Annotated in this window: 17 protein-coding genes; 5 read left to right on the top strand and 12 right to left on the bottom strand. The window is 68.7% G+C overall.

The genetic code is table 11. The annotated features are described in order from the left end of the window. Positions 1-254: 254 nt before the first annotated feature. From H9634_RS03640 to H9634_RS03630, 3 genes are all read right to left on the bottom strand, one after another. Positions 255-1,094: an SDR family NAD(P)-dependent oxidoreductase gene (locus tag H9634_RS03640; RefSeq protein WP_191725410.1), complete on the bottom strand. Its 840-nt coding sequence runs from the start codon at positions 1,092-1,094 to the stop codon at positions 255-257. A 69-nt stretch (positions 1,095-1,163) separates the two neighbouring features. Continuing rightward, positions 1,164-3,362 carry a malate synthase G gene (locus H9634_RS03635; protein ID WP_191725409.1) on the bottom strand — a complete coding sequence of 733 codons (2,199 nt, stop codon included), beginning with the start codon at positions 3,360-3,362 and terminating at the stop codon, positions 1,164-1,166. Positions 3,363-3,476: 114 nt separating this feature from the next. After that, entirely contained in the window at positions 3,477-4,874 is a 1,398-nt protein-coding gene (locus tag H9634_RS03630; RefSeq protein WP_191725408.1) for an FAD-binding oxidoreductase, read from the bottom strand. 212 nt (positions 4,875-5,086) lie between these two features. Between H9634_RS03630 and H9634_RS03625 the strand changes: the two genes are divergently transcribed. Further along, the gene (locus H9634_RS03625; protein ID WP_175293703.1) at positions 5,087-5,878 is read left to right on the top strand and encodes an exodeoxyribonuclease III; all 792 of its coding nucleotides are present in this window, start codon (positions 5,087-5,089) and stop codon (positions 5,876-5,878) included. 175 nt (positions 5,879-6,053) lie between these two features. Here H9634_RS03625 and clpB read toward each other — a convergent pair whose 3' ends face one another. The 3 genes from clpB to H9634_RS03610 all read right to left on the bottom strand — a co-directional run bounded on the left by clpB (position 6,054) and on the right by H9634_RS03610 (position 10,094). Further along, positions 6,054-8,720 (bottom strand): ATP-dependent chaperone ClpB, encoded by a 2,667-nt coding sequence (gene clpB / locus H9634_RS03620; protein ID WP_191725407.1) that lies wholly within the window; start codon positions 8,718-8,720, stop codon positions 6,054-6,056. 246 nt (positions 8,721-8,966) lie between these two features. Further along, positions 8,967-9,548, bottom strand: a complete 582-nt coding sequence (locus tag H9634_RS03615; RefSeq protein ID WP_191725406.1) for a PIN domain-containing protein — start codon at positions 9,546-9,548, stop codon at positions 8,967-8,969. 3 nt (positions 9,549-9,551) lie between these two features. Beyond that, a complete protein-coding gene (locus H9634_RS03610; protein WP_225210536.1) occupies positions 9,552-10,094 on the bottom strand; it encodes a helix-turn-helix domain-containing protein in 543 nt (180 codons plus the stop codon). A 94-nt stretch (positions 10,095-10,188) separates the two neighbouring features. Here H9634_RS03610 and H9634_RS03605 point away from each other — a divergent pair, with 94 nt between their 5' ends. Beyond that, positions 10,189-11,016, top strand: a complete 828-nt coding sequence (locus H9634_RS03605) for an enoyl-CoA hydratase (protein ID WP_191725405.1) — start codon at positions 10,189-10,191, stop codon at positions 11,014-11,016. A 78-nt stretch (positions 11,017-11,094) separates the two neighbouring features. Here H9634_RS03605 and H9634_RS03600 read toward each other — a convergent pair whose 3' ends face one another. Continuing rightward, positions 11,095-12,588: a hypothetical protein gene (locus tag H9634_RS03600; RefSeq protein ID WP_191725404.1), complete on the bottom strand. Its 1,494-nt coding sequence runs from the start codon at positions 12,586-12,588 to the stop codon at positions 11,095-11,097. A 251-nt stretch (positions 12,589-12,839) separates the two neighbouring features. Between H9634_RS03600 and H9634_RS03595 the strand changes: the two genes are divergently transcribed. Next, the gene (locus H9634_RS03595; RefSeq protein WP_191725403.1) at positions 12,840-13,796 is read left to right on the top strand and encodes an NAD-dependent epimerase/dehydratase family protein; all 957 of its coding nucleotides are present in this window, start codon (positions 12,840-12,842) and stop codon (positions 13,794-13,796) included. Positions 13,797-13,851: 55 nt separating this feature from the next. Here H9634_RS03595 and H9634_RS03590 read toward each other — a convergent pair whose 3' ends face one another. The 5 genes from H9634_RS03590 to H9634_RS03570 form a co-directional block, all read right to left on the bottom strand. Beyond that, positions 13,852-14,028: a DUF6458 family protein gene (locus H9634_RS03590; RefSeq protein ID WP_191725402.1), complete on the bottom strand. Its 177-nt coding sequence runs from the start codon at positions 14,026-14,028 to the stop codon at positions 13,852-13,854. Between the two features lie 278 nt (positions 14,029-14,306). Beyond that, positions 14,307-15,530 (bottom strand): arginine deiminase, encoded by a 1,224-nt coding sequence (locus tag H9634_RS03585; protein WP_191725401.1) that lies wholly within the window; start codon positions 15,528-15,530, stop codon positions 14,307-14,309. A gap of 1 nt (position 15,531) precedes the next feature. Continuing rightward, the gene (gene pheA / locus H9634_RS03580; protein ID WP_191725522.1) at positions 15,532-16,455 is read right to left on the bottom strand and encodes a prephenate dehydratase; all 924 of its coding nucleotides are present in this window, start codon (positions 16,453-16,455) and stop codon (positions 15,532-15,534) included. 28 nt (positions 16,456-16,483) lie between these two features. After that, on the bottom strand, positions 16,484-17,239 hold the full coding sequence (locus tag H9634_RS03575) for a glycosyltransferase family 2 protein (protein WP_191725400.1): 756 nt from the start codon (positions 17,237-17,239) through the stop codon (positions 16,484-16,486). A 60-nt stretch (positions 17,240-17,299) separates the two neighbouring features. Then, positions 17,300-18,181, bottom strand: a complete 882-nt coding sequence (locus H9634_RS03570) for a DUF5926 family protein (protein WP_191725399.1) — start codon at positions 18,179-18,181, stop codon at positions 17,300-17,302. A gap of 46 nt (positions 18,182-18,227) precedes the next feature. Between H9634_RS03570 and H9634_RS03565 the strand changes: the two genes are divergently transcribed. Next, positions 18,228-18,785, top strand: a complete 558-nt coding sequence (locus H9634_RS03565; RefSeq protein WP_191725398.1) for a GNAT family N-acetyltransferase — start codon at positions 18,228-18,230, stop codon at positions 18,783-18,785. A gap of 334 nt (positions 18,786-19,119) precedes the next feature. Continuing rightward, on the top strand, positions 19,120-19,935 hold the full coding sequence (locus tag H9634_RS03560; RefSeq protein WP_191725397.1) for a MerR family transcriptional regulator: 816 nt from the start codon (positions 19,120-19,122) through the stop codon (positions 19,933-19,935). Positions 19,936-20,045 lie beyond the last annotated feature (110 nt).

Here is a 20,045-nt window from a genome sequence, read left to right as displayed (position 1 = left end):
GAATTACCTCCATTTAACCATGGATTAGTTGATTTGTGAACTTGTCTCGCGAAGAAAATTTCGCTGATCGCACGTGACGCCTGAGACCGGAAATCGGCCTCCCACCTGCGGTTATATCCCATGCTTTGCTTTGCACATGCGAAGCGGCTGATGGGCGGATCGCACTGGTCTGGGTGAGGTATGCCACTCGCTGCGCCCGGCTGCCGATTCCCAAAGGGCACCTTGCCGTCACTGCGCGGGCGATCTCGGGGGTCTCAGCGGCGTGACTGCCGGGTGAAGCGGAAGCCGTTGCTGGCGAACCGGATGAGCGGCCGCGGCAGCACCTGGGCTGCGGCATAGGCGAGCTTGTACTGCACCCCGGGCACGGAGACGACCTTGCCTGCGCGGGCATCACGCAGCCCCTGCCGGGCGACGGTCGAGACGTCGACCCAGGCTGCGGCCGGCAGGTGCGACATGTCGACATCCATGCGGTCGTGGAACTCGGTGCGCACGAACCCGGGCAGCACCGCGGTGGCGGTGACGCCGGTGCCGGCGAGTTCGGCGGCGAGGCTCTCGGTGAAGATGAGCACATGGGACTTCGCCCCGGCGTAGGTGCCCATCGTCGTGACCGCGGCCATCGAGGCGATGTTGACGATGCCGCCGCGGCCGCGGGCGCGCATCGCATGGGCGGCATGCCAGGAGATGTCCTCAACGGCGCGGATGAGCACGGTGTCGAGCTTCGCGAGCTCCGCCGGGTCGGTTCTCAGCAGCGAGGTGCGCAGTCCGAAGCCGGCGTTGTTGACGACGACGTCGACGCGGCGGGAGTCGATGAGGTCGGTGACCTGCCGGATCCCGCCGATCGTCCCATCGCCCTCAGTCCGGCTGAGGTCGCAGCTGAGCACCTCGCAGACGATCCGGTAGCGGTGCATGAGCCTGACCGCCGTGGCGTCGAGGCGCTCGAGGTCGCGGGCGACGAGGATGAGCCGGTAGCCGTCGGCGGCGAGCTCATGGGCGATCGCCAGCCCGATGCCGCTGGTGGCACCCGTGATGAGGGCGACCGGCGCCTCGGGCGCGGCAGCAGCGGGCACGGGGCGCAGGCTGGGTGTCGATGACATGGCCACAGCATAGGCGCACATGACTGATCCCGCCCTGTCATCTGCAGGGCGGGATCAAACGGCTGCGGCTCAGGTGCGCTGCTCGGCCTTCTTGGCCCGGCGGGCGCGGTGCAGGATCGGCTCGGTGTAGCCGCTGGGCTGGCTGGCGCCGTCGACGATGAGCGAGCGGGCGGCTTCGAAGGCGATACCGCTGCCCTGCCCGTCGGTGACGAGCGGCTCGTAGTTCGGATCCCCGGCGTTCTGCTCATCGACCACAGCGGCCAGGCGGTTGAGGCTCTCATCGACCTGCTCGAGGCTGATGACGTCATGGGCGAGCCAGTTGGCCAGCAGCTGACTCGAGATCCGCAGGGTGGCGCGGTCCTCCATGAGGGCGACGTCGTGGATGTCGGGCACCTTCGAACAGCCCACCCCCTGGTCGACCCAGCGCACGACGTAGCCGAGGATCGACTGGACGTTCTCATCGACCTCGGTCTGGCGCTGCTCATCGGTCAGCGCTGCCGGGTCGCCCAGCGGCAGCCCGAGCAGCGGGTCGAGCCCGGTGGGTTCGCGGGTGGCGATTTCGCCCTGGATCTCGAAGGCGTCTGCCTGATGGTAGTGCAGCGCGTGCAGGGTGGCCGCCGTCGGCGAGGGCACCCAGGCGGCGGTCGCGCCGGCCTTCACGTGGCCGATCTTCTGCTCGAGCATGTCGTGCATGAGGTCGGGCATCGCCCACATGCCCTTGCCGATCTGGGCGTGGCCGCGGAAGCCGGCGGCCAGGCCGATGTCGACGTTGGCGTCCTCGTAGGCCTGCAGGAAGCTCTGCGACTTCATCTCAGCCTTGCGCACGACCGGTCCGGCCTGCATCGAGGTGTGGATCTCATCGCCGGTGCGGTCGAGGAAGCCGGTGTTGATGAACACGACGCGGTCGGCTGCCTGGGCGATCGCGGCGGCGAGGTTGGCGCTGGTGCGGCGCTCCTCGTCCATGATGCCGATCTTGAGCGTGCGCGCCGGCAGGCCGAGGAGCTGCTCGACGCGGGCGAAGAGCTCGACGGCGAAGGCGACTTCGTCGGGTCCGTGCATCTTCGGCTTGACGATGTACATCGAGCCGGCACGCGAGTTGCCGGTGCCCTCGCGCAGGGCCGGGGCGGCGGCGAGCGCCGTCATGATCGCATCGAGGATGCCCTCGGGGACCTCCTGGCCGTCGGCGCCGAGGACCGCATCGGTGGTCATGAGGTGGCCGACGTTGCGCACGAACAGCAGCGAGCGGCCCGGCAGGGAGATCTCGCTGCTGCCGTCAGGTGCCGAATAGGTGCGGTCGGGGTTGAGCGAGCGGGTGAAGGTGCGGCCGTTCTTCGTCACCTCCTCGGACAGGGTGCCGTTGGCCAGGCCGCGCCAGTTGCGGTAGCAGTGCGTCTTGTCCTCGGCATCGACGGCGGCCACGGAGTCCTCGAGGTCGATGATCGAGGTGACGGCGGATTCGACGACGATGTCCTCGATGCCGGCGGCATCGGTCGTGCCGATCGTGCCGGTGGGGTCGAAGACGATGTCGATGTGCAGGCCGTTGTGGCGCAGCAGCACGTGCGTCGGCGAGTCCGGGTCACCGGAGAACCCGGCGAACACCTCGGGAGCGGCAAGCGCGGCCTCGGTGCCGCCGCTGAGCGTGACGTGCAGCTGGCCGCTCGCGACCCGGTAGCCGGTGGCATCGGCGTGTGAGCCCTCGGTCAGCGGGGCGGCGGTATCGAGCAGTTCGCGGCCCTTGGCGATGACGGCGGCGCCGCGGGTCGGGTTGTAGCCGCTGCCCGGTGCCAGCTCGCCGCTCTGGTCGATGGCGTCGGTGCCGTAGTAGGCGTCGTAGAGCGAACCCCAGCGGGCGTTCGCGGCGTTGATGGCGAAGCGCGCATTGGAGACAGGCACGACGAGCTGCGGGCCGGCCTGGTCGGTGATCTCCGGGTCGACGTTCTCGGTGGTGACCGTCACCTCTGCCGGGGCGGGGACAAGGTAGCCGATCTCCTCGAGGAACGCCCGGTACTCCTTGGGATCCGGGGTGCCGGGATTGGCGCGGTGGTAGTCGTCGATCCTGCGCTGCAGCTGTTCGCGGATGTCGAGCAGCTCGCGGTTGCGCGGGGTGAGGTCGGCCAGCAGCTCAGCGACTCCGCTCCAGAACGCGTCGGCGTCGAGCCCGGCCGCCGGCAGCGCCTCGCGTTCGGTGAAGTCAGCCAGCTCAGCGGCGACCTGCAGACCAGCGCGGGTCACTGTGTTCGATGCGGTCGTCTGATCGTTGTCAGTCATCGTCATTCCTCCATGCCGGGAATGCAGGGGGATGCTGCGAGCGGGCATACCTGCACTATAGATTCCATTACGTGGAATAGTCTATCTATATTGCGGATGTTTGTGAAGCAGCTCTCAGCGACCGGGCTTGTCGGGCACGAGGATCGATCCGGGGTTGAGGATTCCATCGGGGTCGAGTGCCTTCTTGATGCGGTGGTTGAGCTCGAGGACTTCGGCGCCGAGGTAGTCGGCCAGCCACGGGCGCTTGAGCCGGCCGACGCCGTGCTCACCGGTGATGGTGCCGCCGAGGCTGATGGCCAGGTCCATCACCTCGCCGTAGGCGATGTGGGCGCGCTCGTGCTGCGCGGGGTCGGAGCGTTCGAGCACGATGAGCGGGTGGGTGTTGCCGTCGCCGGCGTGGGCCATCGTGGCGATCGTGACGTCGTTGTTCTCCGCGATCTCGGCGATGCCCAGGACGAGGTCGCCGAGGCGCGGCAGCGGGACCCCGACGTCTTCCAACAGCACGGCACCGAGGCGTTCGATGGCCGGGATCGCCATCCGGCGGGCGACGACGAAGGCCTCGCCGTCGGCTGGGTCGTCGGTGGCGAAGCACTCGGTGGCCCCGGTTGCATTGCAGATCTCTTCGATGCGCCAGATCTCATCGAGGGCCGCGCCGCTGGGCTCATCGGACTGGGCGATGAGCATCGCAGCGGCGTCGCGGTCCAGACCCATCTTGGTGGCGTCCTCGACGGCGTTGATGGTGGGCTGGTCCATGAATTCGAGCATCGACGGGCGCATCTGCCGGATGATGCCCAGCACCGCCTCGGTCGCGGCGTCGAGTGTGGGGAAGGTGGCGACGAGGGTCGTCGGCTGCTTCTGGGCGGGGATGAGGCGCAGCTGGACTTCGGTGAAGAGGCCGAGTGCGCCCTCGCTGCCGACGAACAGCTTCGTCAGCGACAGTCCGGCGACGTCCTTGATGCGCGGGCCGCCGAGGGTGACGGCCCGGCCGTCGGCGAGCACGACGGTGACACCGAGGACGTAGTCGGTCGTGACGCCGTACTTCACGCAGCACAGGCCGCCGGCGTTGGTGGCGACGTTGCCGCCGATCGAGCAGATCTCGAAGGAGGACGGATCCGGCGGGTACCACAGGCCGTGTTCGGCTGCGGCGGCCTTGACCTCGGCGTTGAGCGCTCCGGGCCCGGCGGTGACGGTGCGGGTGACGGGGTCGACTTCGATCTTGTTCATCCGGTCGAGGGAGACGACGATGCCGCGCTCGACTGCCGTGCTGCCGCCGGAGAGCCCTGTTCCGGCTCCGCGCGGGACGATCGGGGTGCGGTGCTTCGCCGCGATCTTCACGACCTGCTGGACCTGTTCCGTCGTTGTCGGGCGGACGACGACGAGCGGCATACCGGCAGCGGGGTCGTTGGCGCGGTCCCACCGGTAGGCCTCCATGCTGACCGGGTCGGTGACGAGGATGTCAGCCGGCAGGGCGGCGATGATGTCGTCGAGTGCGTGAGCGTCGTTGCGTTCCATCTGCAGACCTTCCTCCCAGCCGATGTGACGCACGCTACCATTCCGCCGCCCGGACCGGCCCGCCGGGTCACCGTTTCAGGACTGCCCCGGTTTCAGCATGGGCCCTGTTTCCGGGCGGCTCCTGTCTGCGCTGCCGGCGCTCACCTCGGGCCGTGCCCGAGGCGTGGGTCCAGGGAGGCGGCAGCGGCCGGGTCCTCGGTTAGAGTGGGGGCGTGCGAATCGCTACATGGAACGTGAACTCTGTCAGGGCCCGCGCCGAACGCATCGGCGCATGGCTGGAGCGCTCGGATGCCGATGTGCTCGCCATCCAGGAACTCAAGTGCAAGGACGCGCAGATGCCTGTCGCGGTCTTCGAGGAGCGCGGGTACGAAGTCGCCTATCACGGGCTGAACCAGTGGAACGGGGTGGCGATCGCCTCCCGGGTGGGGCTTGCCGATGTGCAGCTCGGCTTCGAGAACGTGCCCGGCTTCGGCGATGACGACGCCGTGGAGGCCCGCGCCATCAACGCCGACTGCGGCGGAGTGCGCGTGCATTCGCTGTATGTGCCCAACGGCCGCGAGCTCGACCATCCGCACTACGACTACAAGCTGCGGTGGCTGTCGGCCCTGCGTGATGACGTCACCGCGCAGCTGACAGCAGACTCGCAGGCCAAGCTCGTGCTCTGCGGCGACTTCAACGTCGCCCCGCACGATGAGGACGTGTGGGACATGGAGGCCTTCGCCGGCTGCACGCATGTCTCCCAGCCTGAGCGCGATGCCTTCCAGGCACTCCTCGACGCCGGCCTGACCGATGTCGCCCGCCCGTTCACGCCGGGTCCGGGTGTCTACACGTACTGGGACTACCAGAAGCTGCGCTTCCCCAAGAAGGAGGGCATGCGCATCGACTTCCAGCTCGCCTCCGCAGCACTCGCTGAGGCAGCGACCGGTGCGTTCGTCGACCGCGAGGAGCGCAAGGGCAAGGGCGCATCCGACCACGCCCCGGTCGTCGTCGACTACGCGCTCTGAGCTGAGGCGCAGCGAACCGCGTGAGCCTGACGGGCCACCGCGCGCTGGCCGCCCAGGCTGGTCACCGGCGGCTCAGTGCTGAATCGACTGCGTGGGTGTGACACCCAGACGTGCCGCACCCACGCAACCACCAACTCACACGATGCCTGCGCATCGTCGTCGGGACTGACGATCGTCAGTCGATGACTTCGCCGTCGATGATCTCGGGATCATCCCCGTCGTCGTCGGACTCGCCTCCCGTGACCGCGGTGAGGGTCAGGCCCTCTCCAGCCGGCGCCTCGGCGCCGGTGCCTGGGCGATCGACGCGCACGGTATCGCCGTCGCGCACAGCACCGGAGAGGATCTCGCGGGCCAGCCGGTCGCCGATCTCACGCTGGACGAGCCGGCGCAGCGGGCGAGCGCCGTAGGCCGGGTCGTAGCCTTCCCGGGCGAGCCACTCGGCAGCCGCCGGGGTGATCTCCAGGTTGAGCCGGCGCTCGGTGAGCCGGGCCTGCATGGCAGCGATCTGCAGGTCGACGATCCGGGCGAGTTCGTCCCGGCTGAGGGCATCGAAGATGACGATGTCATCGAGCCGATTGAGGAACTCGGGCTTGAACGCCGAATGCACGACACCCATCACCTGCTTGTGCTGCTGTTCGACGTCGAGTGTCTGGTCGACGAGGAACTGTGAGCCGAGGTTCGAGGTGAGGATGAGGATTGTGTTGCGGAAGTCCACGGTCCGGCCCTGGCCGTCGGTCAGGCGGCCGTCGTCGAGGACCTGCAGCAGGATGTCGAAGACATCCGCATGCGCCTTCTCCACCTCGTCGAGCAGCACCACCGAATACGGGCGGCGGCGCACCGCCTCGGTCAGCTGGCCACCGGATTCGTATCCGACATAGCCCGGAGGTGCGCCGACGAGCCGAGAGACCGAGTGCTTCTCGCCGTACTCGCTCATATCGATGCGCACGAGCGCGCGCTCGTCATCGAAGAGGAAGTCGGCAAGCGCCTTCGCCAGCTCCGTCTTGCCCACACCGGTGGGGCCGAGGAACAGGAACGAACCGGTCGGCCGGTTCGGATCCGACACCCCAGCGCGTGAACGGCGGATCGCATCGGCGACCGAGCGCACAGCAGACTGCTGTCCGATGAGCCGGCGGCCGATGTGCTCCTCAGCATGCAGGAGCTTCTCGCGTTCGCCTTCGAGCAGCCGGCCGGCGGGGATGCCGGTCCAGGCGGCGACCACCTCGGCGATGTCGTTCTCGGTGACCTGGTCGCCGACCATCGTCTGCGCACCGGCCCTGGACTCAGCCGCCTCGGCTTCGGCGATCTGCTTCTCCACAGCCGGGATCTCGCCGTAGAGCAGGCGCGAGGCCTTCTCCAGGTCGACGTCGCGGCGGGCGATCTCGGCCTGCGAGCGCAGCTCGTCGAGCTTCTCGCGCAGCTCACCGACCCGGTTGATGTCCGCGCGCTGCTTCTCCCAGGCGGCGTTGAGCCCGGCGAGCTCCTCCTGCTTGTCTGCCAGGTCCTCGCGCAGGGCGGCCAGCCGTTCGACAGAGGCTGCGTCGGATTCCTTGGCCAGGGCCATCTCCTCCATCTTCAGCCGGTCGACAGCGCGGGAGAGCTCGTCGATCTCGACGGGCGCGGAGTCGATCTCCATGCGCAGCCGGCTGGCGGCCTCATCGACGAGGTCGATGGCCTTGTCGGGCAGCTGGCGGTCGGCGATGTAGCGGTTCGACAGGCTGGCCGCGGCCACGAGCGCGGCATCGGCGATCGTGACCTTGTGGTGGGCTTCGTAGCGCTCCTTGAGCCCGCGCAGGATCGCGACTGTGTCCTCGACGCTCGGTTCGCCGACGAACACCTGCTGGAAGCGGCGTTCGAGCGCGGGATCCTTCTCGATGTTCTCGCGGTACTCATCGAGGGTCGTCGCGCCGACCATGCGCAGCTCACCGCGGGCGAGCATCGGCTTGAGCATGTTGCCGGCATCCATCGAGGAGTCACCGGAGGCACCGGCACCCACGAGCGTGTGCAGCTCGTCGATGAAGGTGATGACCTGGCCGTCGGAGGACTTGATCTCCTCGAGCACGGCCTTGAGGCGCTCCTCGAACTCGCCGCGGTACTTCGCGCCTGCGACCATCGCGGAGAGGTCGAGGCTGATGAGGCTCTTGTTGCGCAGCGATTCGGGCACATCGCCGGCGACGATGCGCTGGGCGAGGCCTTCGACGACGGCGGTCTTGCCGACGCCGGGTTCGCCGATGAGCACCGGGTTGTTCTTCGTGCGGCGCGAGAGCACCTGCACGACCCGGCGGATCTCCGAGTCACGGCCGATGACCGGGTCGAGCTTGCCCTCGCGGGCCTGGGCGGTGAGGTCGACGCCGAACTTCTCCAGGGACTGGAAGGTGTCCTCGGGGTTCTCGCTGGTGACCTTCCTGCCGCCGCGCACCTCGGGCAGGGCGGCGAGCAGGCCGTCGCGGGTGACGGACTGGCCGGTCAGCAGCCGGCCGACTTCGCCGGTGTCTGCGGCGGCGGCGATGAGCAGGTGCTCGGTGGAGACGAACTGGTCGCCGAGGGCCTGCATCTCCTGTTCGGCGTTGTTGATGAGCTGCAGTGCCTGGCGGGACAGCTGCGGTTGGGAGACCGACGAGCCCGAGGCCGACGGCAGGCCGGCGACGATCCGCTCGACCCCTGCGCGGATGGCGGCTGGGTCGGCGCCCATGTGCTCGAGCAGGGCGGCGGCGATGCTCTCAGGCTGGCTGAGCAGGGCCGTGAGCAGGTGGGCCGGCTCGACCTGCGAGTTGCCGCGGGTGACGGCATCCTTGACCGCTGCGGAGAGCACCTCCTGCGATTTGGTGGTGAACTTGGCTTCCATAGGAGTTCCTTTCGGCGCCGGCATACCGGCGCGGATCAGCATGAACGTGAATCTTCTGATCAGCACAACACCGCCAAAGTTGAGTCTATTCCACTCAACTCTGGTTTTCGAGAGGTGTGATCCGTCGACGCCACGTTCGAGGAGCGAGCTGGGCGCCTCCAACCCAGGCCTTTGGAGCCGCGCTGGAGGCGCTCGCCGGAGGATCCGATCACCTTCTCAGCGATATCGGATCAGACGATGGGACAGCTAGTCAGATTCGACCTGAGCAGCAAGCGCATCTGACACAGCACGAGCAAAGCAGGGCGCTCCGCTGCGCGACAGCTTCGCGAGCAGAGCTTCCACAGTGACCGGCGGTCGGCTCATTGCAGCTGCCTGGTCCTTCACCACTCGACAGGTCGCACCCAGGCTGAGGTCAAACTGGTCAAGCAAGAAGGCATCCAATCGAATCGCCTCCAACCCAAGACGCTCGAGAACCGCTTCGGGGAAATCCCTGATGCTCTCAGTGATGATCGCGTCAGCGCGTCCGCGGAGGGCAGCCGCGACCACGTGCCGATCATCAGGGTCGGGCAAGGAGACACCCTGTTCAAGCGGCTCCCACCCTTCAACGCAGGCGTCCTCGAACGCCTCATCCATGGACCGAAACCGACTCAGAAATCTGCTGCGGTCGACCTCAGGGTGAATCCGCGCCAATGCCATCAGCGCCTCATCGACGACCTTGGCAGACCACAAAGGTCGAAAAGCCCCCGCATCAGCCATCCGCAGCAAGGTGTCACACGGCGCAACGGGCACCAAAACGCATGCGTCAAGAAAGACTGTGAAGCGGGACATCGGTCACGACTTCCGTGCCTCAGCCAGTGCCTCCCGATAGGCCTCCGGCCCAACGTCGTATAAGCCGTCCTCTTGAGCCTGCCGCGTCAGTTCGTCAAGTCGGCTGCGCCGGTCTGCCCGCTTGCGATCCCGATACGCCAGCACATCGCGCAACCGAAGCCGCCGGTGCCGTGACTGTCCAAATCGCTCGAATGGCAGCTCGTGCTCGTCCAGCAGGCGAACCAAGGTGTTCCGGCTTATGCCCAGCAGATCGGCGGCCTGCTGCGTGGTCAGCTGCTTATCGATCGGCTCAACGCTGACGGACGCCCCTCGCTCCATCGCACTCACAACTCTGCGGAGCACCTCGTAGGCAGGAACGGGCAGCGGGATCTGTTCACCGTCCGGGCCGAGAAGCACAGCAGGGGCGGAGTGGTTCTCCAGGAAGCGCGCCAGTTCGAGCATCTCGTGGAGATCCTCAGGAGGTTCAACGACATGCTCGTCTCTTGCGCCCCGGCTTTTCGTGCTGCTCATATCAGTATTATCGCCCAAAACGGTCAATTCAGCCATATCGACCAGCATGAAAGTCTCAGACGAGCACTCCGAGACCTGGCGACAAAGCAGGCCCAGTGCAGACGTCCGTGGCGGGTGTCACACTGGTGCCATGACGAACGAAACTGCCACCACCGCCTCGGGACCGGCCGCCGCCGATGCCCCTGTCACTGTCACCGTCGAGGGCGCGGTCGCCCTCGTCATGATCGATGCCGCCCCGACCCGCAACGCGCTGTCGATGCCGGTCATGGGAGCGCTCATCGACGCACTCACCGCGATCGGCGAACGCACGGATGTGCACGCAGTCGTGCTCTCAACGGCCGGCCACGTGTTCTGCTCCGGGCACGATCTCAAGGAGATCCGCGGGGCCGATCATGCCCGGCAGCAGGAGATCTTCGAGCGCTGCTCTGAGCTCATGCTGCTCATCCAGTCGATCCCGCAGCCGGTCATCGCAGCCGTCCAGGGGGTCGCGACCGCCGCTGGCTGCCAGCTCGTGGCCACCTGCGACCTGGCCGTTGCTGCCGAATCAGCCCGGTTCGGCACCCCGGGAGTGCGGATCGGGCTGTTCTGCTCGACGCCTATGGTGGCGCTCTCCCGCGCTGTGCCGCGCAAGACGGCGATGCGGATGCTCTTGACCGGTGATCTGCTCGATGCCCGCGAGGCACTGTCCTTCGGGCTCGTCTCCCATGTTGTGGGCGATGACGAGCTGGCTGCTGCCGCCTCGGAGGTGGCGCAGACGGTCGCTGAGGCCTCGGCTGCCACGGTGGCGATCGGCAAGGAGGCGTTCTATCAGCAGATCCACCTCGATACGCCTTCTGCGTATGCGCAGATGTCGGAGACGATGGCGGCCAATGCCGTCATGCCCGATGCGCAGGAGGGCATCGATGCGTTTCTGACCAAGCGCCAGCCGCAGTGGCAGCACCGCACGGACGGCACCTGATCCGGGGCCCTGGACGGGCGATTCGGCCGGCGCGGTCGGGCCGGGGCGAATCAGCCGGGGCGGGTCGGCCGGGCCGGGTCAGCTGGCGGTGGCGTCGAAGCGGTCGAAGAACTCCTTCGCCCAGCCTGAGGGCTTCGGGTCGACGCCGTGCAGGGACATGCGGGCTCCTGTGGCCTTCCCGCGTTCGGTAGCGGTGAAGGAGGGGTGGCCTTCGGCAGCCAGCGTGATGAGCGCCGTGCCGTCCCATCCGGTGTCGCGCAGCACCTCGATGAGGACCTCCTGGCTGGCCGCGCGTGTGAGGTCCTGGCCGTCGGTGCGGTGGACGTCGAGCCGGAAGTCCGCGCCCGTGCCGCCGACGGACGTTGACATGCGCACGGCGGTGAAGCCGGCATCCCACAGCGCTGCGAGCAGGTCGGCATGGGCCGGCCAGTCTGTGGCGGGGAAGCTGGCGCTGTCGGCTGGGTGGGCGGTGTTGCTGACGGTGAGCGTCACGTCGCCGGGCAGCGGCCACTGGCTGCCGGCGATCAGGTCGGCGAGGACGTGCAGCTCGGTGCTGGTTGGGGTCACGACGTCTATGGACTGGCGGTTGAGTGCGATGTGCTCGACGGTGATGCCGCGCTCGGCCAGCAGGTCCCGGGCCTGGAAGTAGGCGTCAGTGTCTGCTCGGCCGTCGCCGAACTCCACGCTCAGCCCCTCAGCAGAGACAGCGGTGAGGTCGGAGAGCTCGCCGGTTCCGTATTCGGCGGTGAAGACGTCGCGGACGTCAGGGATGTCGGCATCGTGTGCGACGAGCACCGTTGCGTTGGGGCGCTCGAGGGAGTGCGTCCACTGGACGGTGAATGGCAGGCTGCCGGCTCGTTCTGCCGTGTCACAGAACCGGGTGATGGCGTCCTGGACGCCTGGTTCGGACATGTCGACGCGGGCAGAGATGCTCGGCTCCCCATCACCTGCATCCCCGCCCACGGAGCCCGGGCCGTGTTCGACGAGGTCGACCTCGTCAGCGGACGCTGCTCGGCGCACACTGAGGACGAGCTGCCGCTGACCGGTGGTGGCGTCGGTGAGCCAGCTGCGCATATCGGTGCCGGAGGCGAGTGTGACGCTGGCGTTCATGTTCTCGCCGATCTCCCCGTCAGCGACATCGGGCAGGCTGGTGAGGAAGGGCAGCTGGGAGAGATTCAGCGGTCCCGGCTGCGGGACGCTGGCAGGGGCATTGCGGACGGTGTGCCCGACGGTGCCGGTGAACCGGCCGGATTCCACCTTCATCTCCGGCGGCCCCTGCGGGTAGCGGTAGTCGTTGACACGTGTGAGCAGGGCTGTCGCAGTGTCATCGAGGGCATCGGGATCAGTGTCTGCGTCGATGGTGACGGTGACGACGGTGCCCGCCGGCATCACCGCAGTGACGCCGGCCAATCCCTCGACCTCAGTGACGAGGTCCGCGTAAGTCGACTCCGGCAGCAATGTCGCCGACTGGGTGCAGGCGCTCAGCGCACTGCCGGTGAGCAGCAGACACAGCAGCGCCGCGGCGATCCGGAGTCGTCGCGGCCGGTGGACGGAGTGCGGTGTGCTGCTCATACGTTCAGGCTACGGACGAGCCGCCGCCGCCCGGTCACGGCGATGTGCCGGTTCGGGCACACCGGGTGCATGCGGCGACCACCGCCTCGGGAGCGGGGAAGGCGCCGCAGCAACGGCGACCGTCACCTCGGAAACGGGTGATCCGCCTCGGGAACGGGGCGTGCTCAGCGGAGTCACAGCAGACACGGCGCGGGCAATGTCGCCGGCGCGTGGGCGGGCGCATTAGCCTGATCGCAAGGAGAGGAGTCGAAGTGAGAGTCGTCGTCACGGGTGCTGCCGGTTACGTCGGTCAGGCGATCGCCCGCAGGCTGGTCGAATCCGGTCGCCGGGTCACGAGCGTCGGGCTTTCCGACCCGCAGATCAGCGGGGTCGAGCACCACGAGTGGGACATCCGCGAGGAGATTCCCGCGCAGCTGCAGGGCAGGCTGCGCTTCACCGATGCCGTCGTCCACGCCGCGGTCATCGACGATGACTGGGCGGCCGAGGACGAGCTGCAGGCCGTCAACGTCACCGGCACCCGCCATGTGCTCGACGCGTTCCCCAAGCCGCGGATGATCTGCCTGTCCAGCACCGCCGTCTACGCACCGGCCGATGCTCACCGCCAGCTGTACGAGGAGGGCGGGCCGGTCGATCCGCACCGCTACCTGTGCGCCTATGAGCGCAGCCGCGCCGAGGCCGAACGGGTCATCGCCCGGGTGCGGCCCGAAGCGCTCGTGCTGCGCCCGAACGCCGTGTACGGGCCGGAGGACACGACGCTGTGGCCGGTGCTGGAGCGTGCGGCGGATAAGGGTGTCCTGCGGCTGCCTGACGGCGGCCGGCACTCGATGACGATGACGCACATCGACACGCTCACCGCAGCCGTCGATGCCGCACTGACGAAGCCGCAGGCCTACGGGCCGATGAACATCGGCGACCCGCAGCCCTACATCGTGCACGAGGCGCTCACCACCTACCTCGGCCGGTTCGGCCACCCCTCGCTCGAACTCGACTCGATCGCTGCCGACCTCGCGCTCGTCAAGGCGTGGTTCGCTGAGCGCAAGGCGCGCCGGAAGAAGCGCCGCCCGCCGTTCACCAGGCACGTGATGCGGAATCTGGCCCGGGAGCGGACGTACAGCCTATCGCGGATGCACCGGATGCTCGGCATCGAGGGTGTCCAGGGGCTGCGCCGGTCAGGGGCGGCCGCCGGGCAGGTGCCCCGACGCGACTGAGGGGCCCGCCCAGTATGGGCAGACCCCTCAGTGTCGGTGGCGCTGACGGTGCGGCCTAGAGCTGCCGGCGCCGGTTGGCCATGGTGATGAAGGCCAGCAGCAGCGCAAGAACTCCGACGCCGATGCAGATGTAGCCGACCATCGTCAGGTCCATGACGCTCCAGGCATCACGGACAGCGAAGGCCAGGATCGCGCCGACGAGGATGAGGAAGACTCCGACTCCGAATCCCATGGGGTGCTCCGTTTCTGTCGCGCCGGAGCGCTGGTCGCGCCCGACTCGGTCAGTTTCAGTATTGACGAAGTGCCCGCCGGAGACAACGACCACGCGCCAATCCGCGATCAGGGTCGTGCAGGCACCGGTGATCGGGGCGGTTTCGGATGCATCTGCGACTCCCGGGGTGCCGGTTGCGCCGGTTTCAGCCGCCGGGCTGGGAGTGTCGGCGCTGGCTGCCTGGGAGCGTCACCGCTGGTCAGGTGCGGCCGGTGCTGGTCAGGTGGGGTCGGTGCTGGTCAGGTGGAGTCGCGGAGGATCGGGCAGCTCATGCAGCGCGGGCCGCCGCGCCCGCGGCCGAGTTCGGTCCCGGCGATCGGGATGACGTCGATGCCGTGCTCGGCCAGCAGCGTGTTGGCGCCGGTGTTGCGGTCGTAGGCGATGACTGCGCCGGGGGCGACGGCGAGCACGTTGAGGCCGTCGTGCCACTGCTCCCGCTCAGCGGCGTAGGGGTCCTGGTCGGGGACGAGGACGCGCATCCGGTCGCAGCCGAGCGCTTCGGCCATCGCCGAGTGCATCTGCGCGGCCGGATAGCCGGTGATCGACAGCTCGCCTGCCTGGCTGCCGCCGGTGATGAGGTAGGAGGGCAGCGGGTCGAGGCCGCCGTAGCAGAGGAAGGTCCGCTCATCGACCATCGTCATGACGGTGTCGAGGTGCATGAACGAGCGGCGCTCGGGCATCCGCAGCGCCAGCACCCGCTCGGCAGCACCTGCGGACATGAGGGTGCGGGTCAGCCGTTCGACACCAGCGGGAGTGGTGCGCTCGCTCATCCCGATCATGACCGCCCGGTCGCCGAGGACGAAGATGTCCCCGCCTTCAGTGGTCGCGATCCCGGATTCGCCGCCGGCGGTCCAGTGGGCGAAGCCGGCTGCGCGGAACCGGGGGTGCCAGCGGTAGACGGCCTCGTAGCTGATGGTCTCGCGTTTGCGGGCGCGCTTGCGCATCGAGTTGATCGCCACTCCGCCGTAGATCCACGCAGACGCGTCGCGGCTGTAGAGGTGGTTGGGCAGCGGCGGCAGCACGAAGTCACTGTCAGCCAGGTCGGCCAGCCACAGTGAGCCGGGCACCGGGATGCGGTCGGTCACCTCGCGTTTGGTGATCCCGCCGATGAGCACCGCGGTGAGCTCGGCGGCATCCATCTCTGCGAGCATCTCGGACAGCGGGGCGGCGGCGCCGGGGCCGCAAGCGCGCTCGTCGACGACCGCCTCCAGCACCGCGGCGCGCGCTTCGGGCACTGTGAGGGTTTCGGCGAGCAGCTCGCTGAAGAGGTGCACGGTCACTCCGGCCTCGCGCAGGGCTGCGGTGAAGCCGTCGTGTTCGCTGCGCGCGGCCTCAGCGAAGGGCACGTCATCGAAGAGCAGCGCGGACATGTTGCTCGGGGTCAGCCGCTCCAGTTCGACACCCGGCCGGTGCACGATGACCTCGCGCAGCCGCCCGGTCTCGGAACCGACTCCCAGCGTCATGTCAGCCCCGGATCTCTGCCAGCCAGTCTGCTGCGGCGGTGAAGGCCTGGGCGGTCATGTCCGGGTCGACGATGACCTTCTCGCCGTCGGCTGAGGGGTAGGAGCCGAGGAACTGCAGGCGGCGGGCGATCCGGTGCACCCCGGTGAGCGCCTCGGCCATCCGCGGCTCGGCCACATGCCCCTGGGCGTCGATGGAGAACTGGTAGAGGCCCAGCCCGTCGCCGGTGGGCCGGGATTCGATGCGCGAGAGGTTGACGCCGCGGGTGGAGAACTGCTCGAGCAGCTCCAGCAGCGCACCGGCCCGATCGGAGGCGAGCGCGGCGACGAGCGTCGTCTTATCAGCGCCGGTGGGTGCGGGCAGTTCGCGTTTGGTTGAGACGAGCACGAACCGGGTGTCGGCGTCTTTGCGGTCGCCGATGTCATCGGCCAGCACGGTGAGCCCGTAGCGTTCGGCGGCCAGCGCCGGGCAGATCGCGGCCTGGTAGTCGACGTCTGACTCTGCGAGGTCGCGGGCGGCGGCCGCGGTCGAGGCGGCGGGGATGTAGTGGGCTTCGGGCAGGTGCTCTGACAGCCAGGCCCGCGTCTGCGCTTCGGCATGCGGGTGGGTGGAGAATGCGGTGACCTGTGCCAGCTCAGTGCCAGGCTTCGCGGCGAGCACGAAGCGCACCCGCACGACGGTTTCGGCCACGATCTGCAGCTGTCCGTGCTGGGTGAGCGCGTCAAGCGTCGCCGGTACGCCGCCTTCGAGTGAGTTCTCGATCGGCACGACCGCGCCGGTGAGCTCACCTGCGGCGACGGCGGCCAGGGCGGCGTCGGCGCTGCGCATGGGCCGGCGGGCGGCGTCCATCCGGTCGTGGGCGGTGAGCAGCTGGATGAGCGCGGCCTCGGTGAAGGTCGCCTCGGGTCCGAGGTAGCCGAAGGACAGCGTCACAGTGGTCTCCTTTCGGGGCGGGTCAGCGGGTGCCGCGCCCGAGGCGGTGGCGGGCCCTGCGTGCCCGGCGCACGGTGAGTGCCCGCAGCACGTCGCGGTACTGGGCGGCCCGGTGCAGCTGGGCCTTGAGGTCTCGGCCGGTGACCCGGTGGTGGAGGTCGCATTCGACCTCTGTCACGCGCAGCCCGGCGTCGAGGACGTCGATCGTCATGGCGGTTTCGACGCCCCAGCCGGCAGCGAACGGCAGGGCGGCTTCGAAGGCCTCGCGGCTCAGGCACCGCATGCCCGACAGCGGCTGGGTGGCCTCGAAGCCGGTGAGCTCGGCGATGCCCTTCTTCGCCAGGCCGACGACGAAGCCGAATCCGCCGCCGGAGCGCTTCTGCGGCGGCAGGATCGCGATCGTCATATCGGCGTCACCGTCGAGCACCGGTGCGGTCAGCGGCGCGGTGGCGACGGCGGAGTCCTCCAGGTCAGCGTCGATGAACAGCAGCGCCCGGTGATCGGGACGCTGCCCGGTGGGCGCATCGGTGATCTCGCGGTTGCGCACGGCGAACGCGCCGGTCATCATCGCTGCGGCCTTGCCGCGGTTCTTCCGGTGCACGAGCACCTGCGCCCCGGCCTGGCGGGCCAGGTTCGCGGTGTCGTCGGATGAGCCGTCGTCGACGACGATGACGAGGTCGACACCGGGGATCTGCCGGGTGGCGGCCACGGTCGCGGCGATCCGCTCGGCTTCATCCTTGGCCGGGATGATCGCGGCAACAGCTGGGGGTGCAGACATCGGATCCTGCCTCCTGACGCAGACGGTGGTGCAGCGGGTGCTGGGCTCGGCTGAGCCGGGTCAGCGGATGGTGAGCTGGCGGGAGACGACGCCGGCCTTGGCGCGGCGTTCGTCGTAGTCGAGGTTTCCGGTCTCGCTCATCGCGGCATCGAGCTGCGCAGCGAATGCGGCCAGCGGCTCTTCGACCGCATCGGGCTGGGTGCCATCGGGCAGCTCCCAGACGGGGATGACGATGCCGTGGGCGCGGAAGCAGCCGAGGTAGCGGCCGAGCCCGGACACGGTGTTCTCGCCGCGAGCATGCAGGCGGGCCAGGCCGTTCATGACAGTGTCCTCGTCCTGCATCTGCGCCCAGCGCAGGTAGATGTGCCCGCCCATCTCGGTCCAGTAGGCGGAGTCGGCGGAGACGAGCTTCTCTGTCGGGCTGATCGACTCGTTGGCCTGTTCGAGCGCACCGGCGAGGTCCTCATCACGGTGCTCGGGGTCGTCGGCGAGCCAGTAGTCGAAGGTCTCCTGCACGCTGACGGTGAAGGGAGCAGAGGTGTCGAGGATGTCCTGCAGGCGCGGGCCGGAGCCGGGGTTGGCGTCGGCTTCGGCGTAGGTGCCGGGTTCGGCGTCCTTGACCTTGAGGATCGCTGCGGCGATGTCGCGGGAGGGGTCCGGGGAGGCGACCGGGACCTGCATGCCGGCCATGATGACACCGTCCTGGCGGTGCAGTGCCTGCCAGGCCGCCGGCAGCAGCGACGCGATGACGATCTCGTCACCGCCGTGCTCCTCGTTCAGCTTCGCGGTCGCCGTCGCGGCGGGCACGAGTTCGCGCAGGCACACGAGGTCGGCTTCGAACGGCAGGCCCTCAAAGGGGCGCTTGACGAAGCCGGCGGCCTGCTGCTTGGCCAGGCGCTTGGCGATGAGCTCTTCCTTGGACTTCTTGGACTTCTTTCCCATGCCGGTCAGTGTATCGCCCGCAGCCGGTGCCGATATCGTGGGTCTCATGGCCCTCCTCCACTCCGGACTCCACGATTCCGCCGTCGCCCAGCGCCATCTGCGCTACGCCCAGCGGCTCGTCGACGCCGGCTACAGCTTCGACCTGCTCACTGCCGATGATCACGGCCCCGCTGCCGAGGTGCTGCGGGCTGCCGAGGCGACCGGCGCCTCGGGCGCGGACTTCGCGTTCCTGCCGCAGGACTCCGGGCTCATCGCCCGCTCCCCCGACGGGCAGATCGCAGCCGTCCTCGCGGTCACCGCCGTGAGCTTCGACAACGGCCAGGCGCTGCTCATCCGGGCGCTGGCCACCGCTGAGCACTTCCGCTCGCAGGGGCTGGCCACGGTGCTCGTGGGCATGGCCCCGCAAGTGCTCTCGGCTGCCGGGCTGCCGACCCGCTGCCTGCTCGTGGCCGCCGCTTCCGAGGCGCGGGCGACGTTCGCACACCGGGCCGGGTTCCGGGTGCTCACCCCGGGCTCGGAGCTGCCGATCGACCTCGGCGGCATCGAGACCGACGTCTTCGGTGCGATCGGCGACCGCTGCTGGTGTCTGAAGGAAGTGAAGTAGAGCGCAGAGCGCTTGAGCGTTTCGAGAGCAGTCCCTGCCGAACGCGGTTGCGCGGACCCGCAGGATCCGCGACAGACCGTCTCGCCGTTTCTGGTGTCACTCGCCTCGACTGTTCCGGTCTTCACCGAAACGGCCGCAAATGAAATCAGATGAGAAGTCGCGTTCTGCGCGGCCGGCCGTGTCTGTCCGGGTCGGAGCGCCACTCGTACTCATGGTCCCTGCTCTCCCAGAGATTGAGGGCGTCGTGAAGGCGCGCGGTCCATCCCGGTAGGTTCTGAGCCTTGTGCCGCGCCGGAGTTGACCCTCCTGTCACAGGAGACTGGAGACTGGAATCATGTTGAAGATCGGTGAATTCGCACAGACCACGAGCCTCAGCGTCAAGGCGCTGCGGCACTACGACGAGACCGGGCTGCTCGTCCCGGCAGAGACCGACCCCGTCTCCGGCTACCGGCTCTACGCCGAGGAGCAGGTGCGCGACGGGGCGGTCATCCACCAACTGCGCCGGGCAGGGGTGCCGCTGGCCCAGGTCCGGGCGGCGCTGGACGGCGGTGACTCGGTGGCGGTGCTGCGCGCGCATGAAGAGCAGTTGGCCGCCGAACGTGCCGCCCAGGACGCCGCGATCGCACAGGCGCACACGATGCTCGACTGCTTCGCGCAGCCGGTGCCGGTGACCGAGCGGCGCTGCCCGCCGCTGCCCTATGCCGGGCGGATCCTCCGGCTCGCATCTGAAGCCGATGTCGAACAGCTCAGCGACGAGACCGCCTCTGCGGCGTTCGGGGAGCTCTATCGGGAGCTCGTCGCCGCCGGGCATCCGCCCAGCGGTGCGATGTGGACGGGCATGCGCGAGGGTCCGCGCGCCTCGATGGAGGTGGCCTTCTGCTGGGCAGTTGACCATCCGCTGCCCGCCGGGTGGGGCGGTGAGCACACGGAGGTCGGGCAGTTGCCCGAGCGCACCGAGCTGGTCGCCGAATGGGATCTGTCCGAGCCGCTCGACCTGCCGGAGGACACGATGCACCCGGCAGCACTCGCGCTGTTCGATGCGATCGCCGCACGCGGCCTGGAGATGGCCGAGCAGGCGGTGCGCCAGCAGGTGCGCTACGACCTCGACCCGCCGGTGCTCGAACTTTCGATCCCCGTCTCGCGACGCTGAGTCGGCAGCCGGGGCGCACCGCCCAGCGCCCGCTGGCCTCATCTGTTCCCCGTCTGCGGACTGTGACACTGCCGTTGCCGGGGCAGAAGTTCTGCCGCATCGGGAATAGG

Origin of the sequence: Brevibacterium gallinarum (assembly GCF_014836885.1) — a bacterium.
In the GTDB taxonomy this organism is placed as follows: domain Bacteria; phylum Actinomycetota; class Actinomycetes; order Actinomycetales; family Brevibacteriaceae; genus Brevibacterium; species Brevibacterium gallinarum.
The sequence above is the reverse complement of the archived record's forward strand: the minus strand, read 5'-3'. Positions and strand labels throughout refer to the sequence as shown.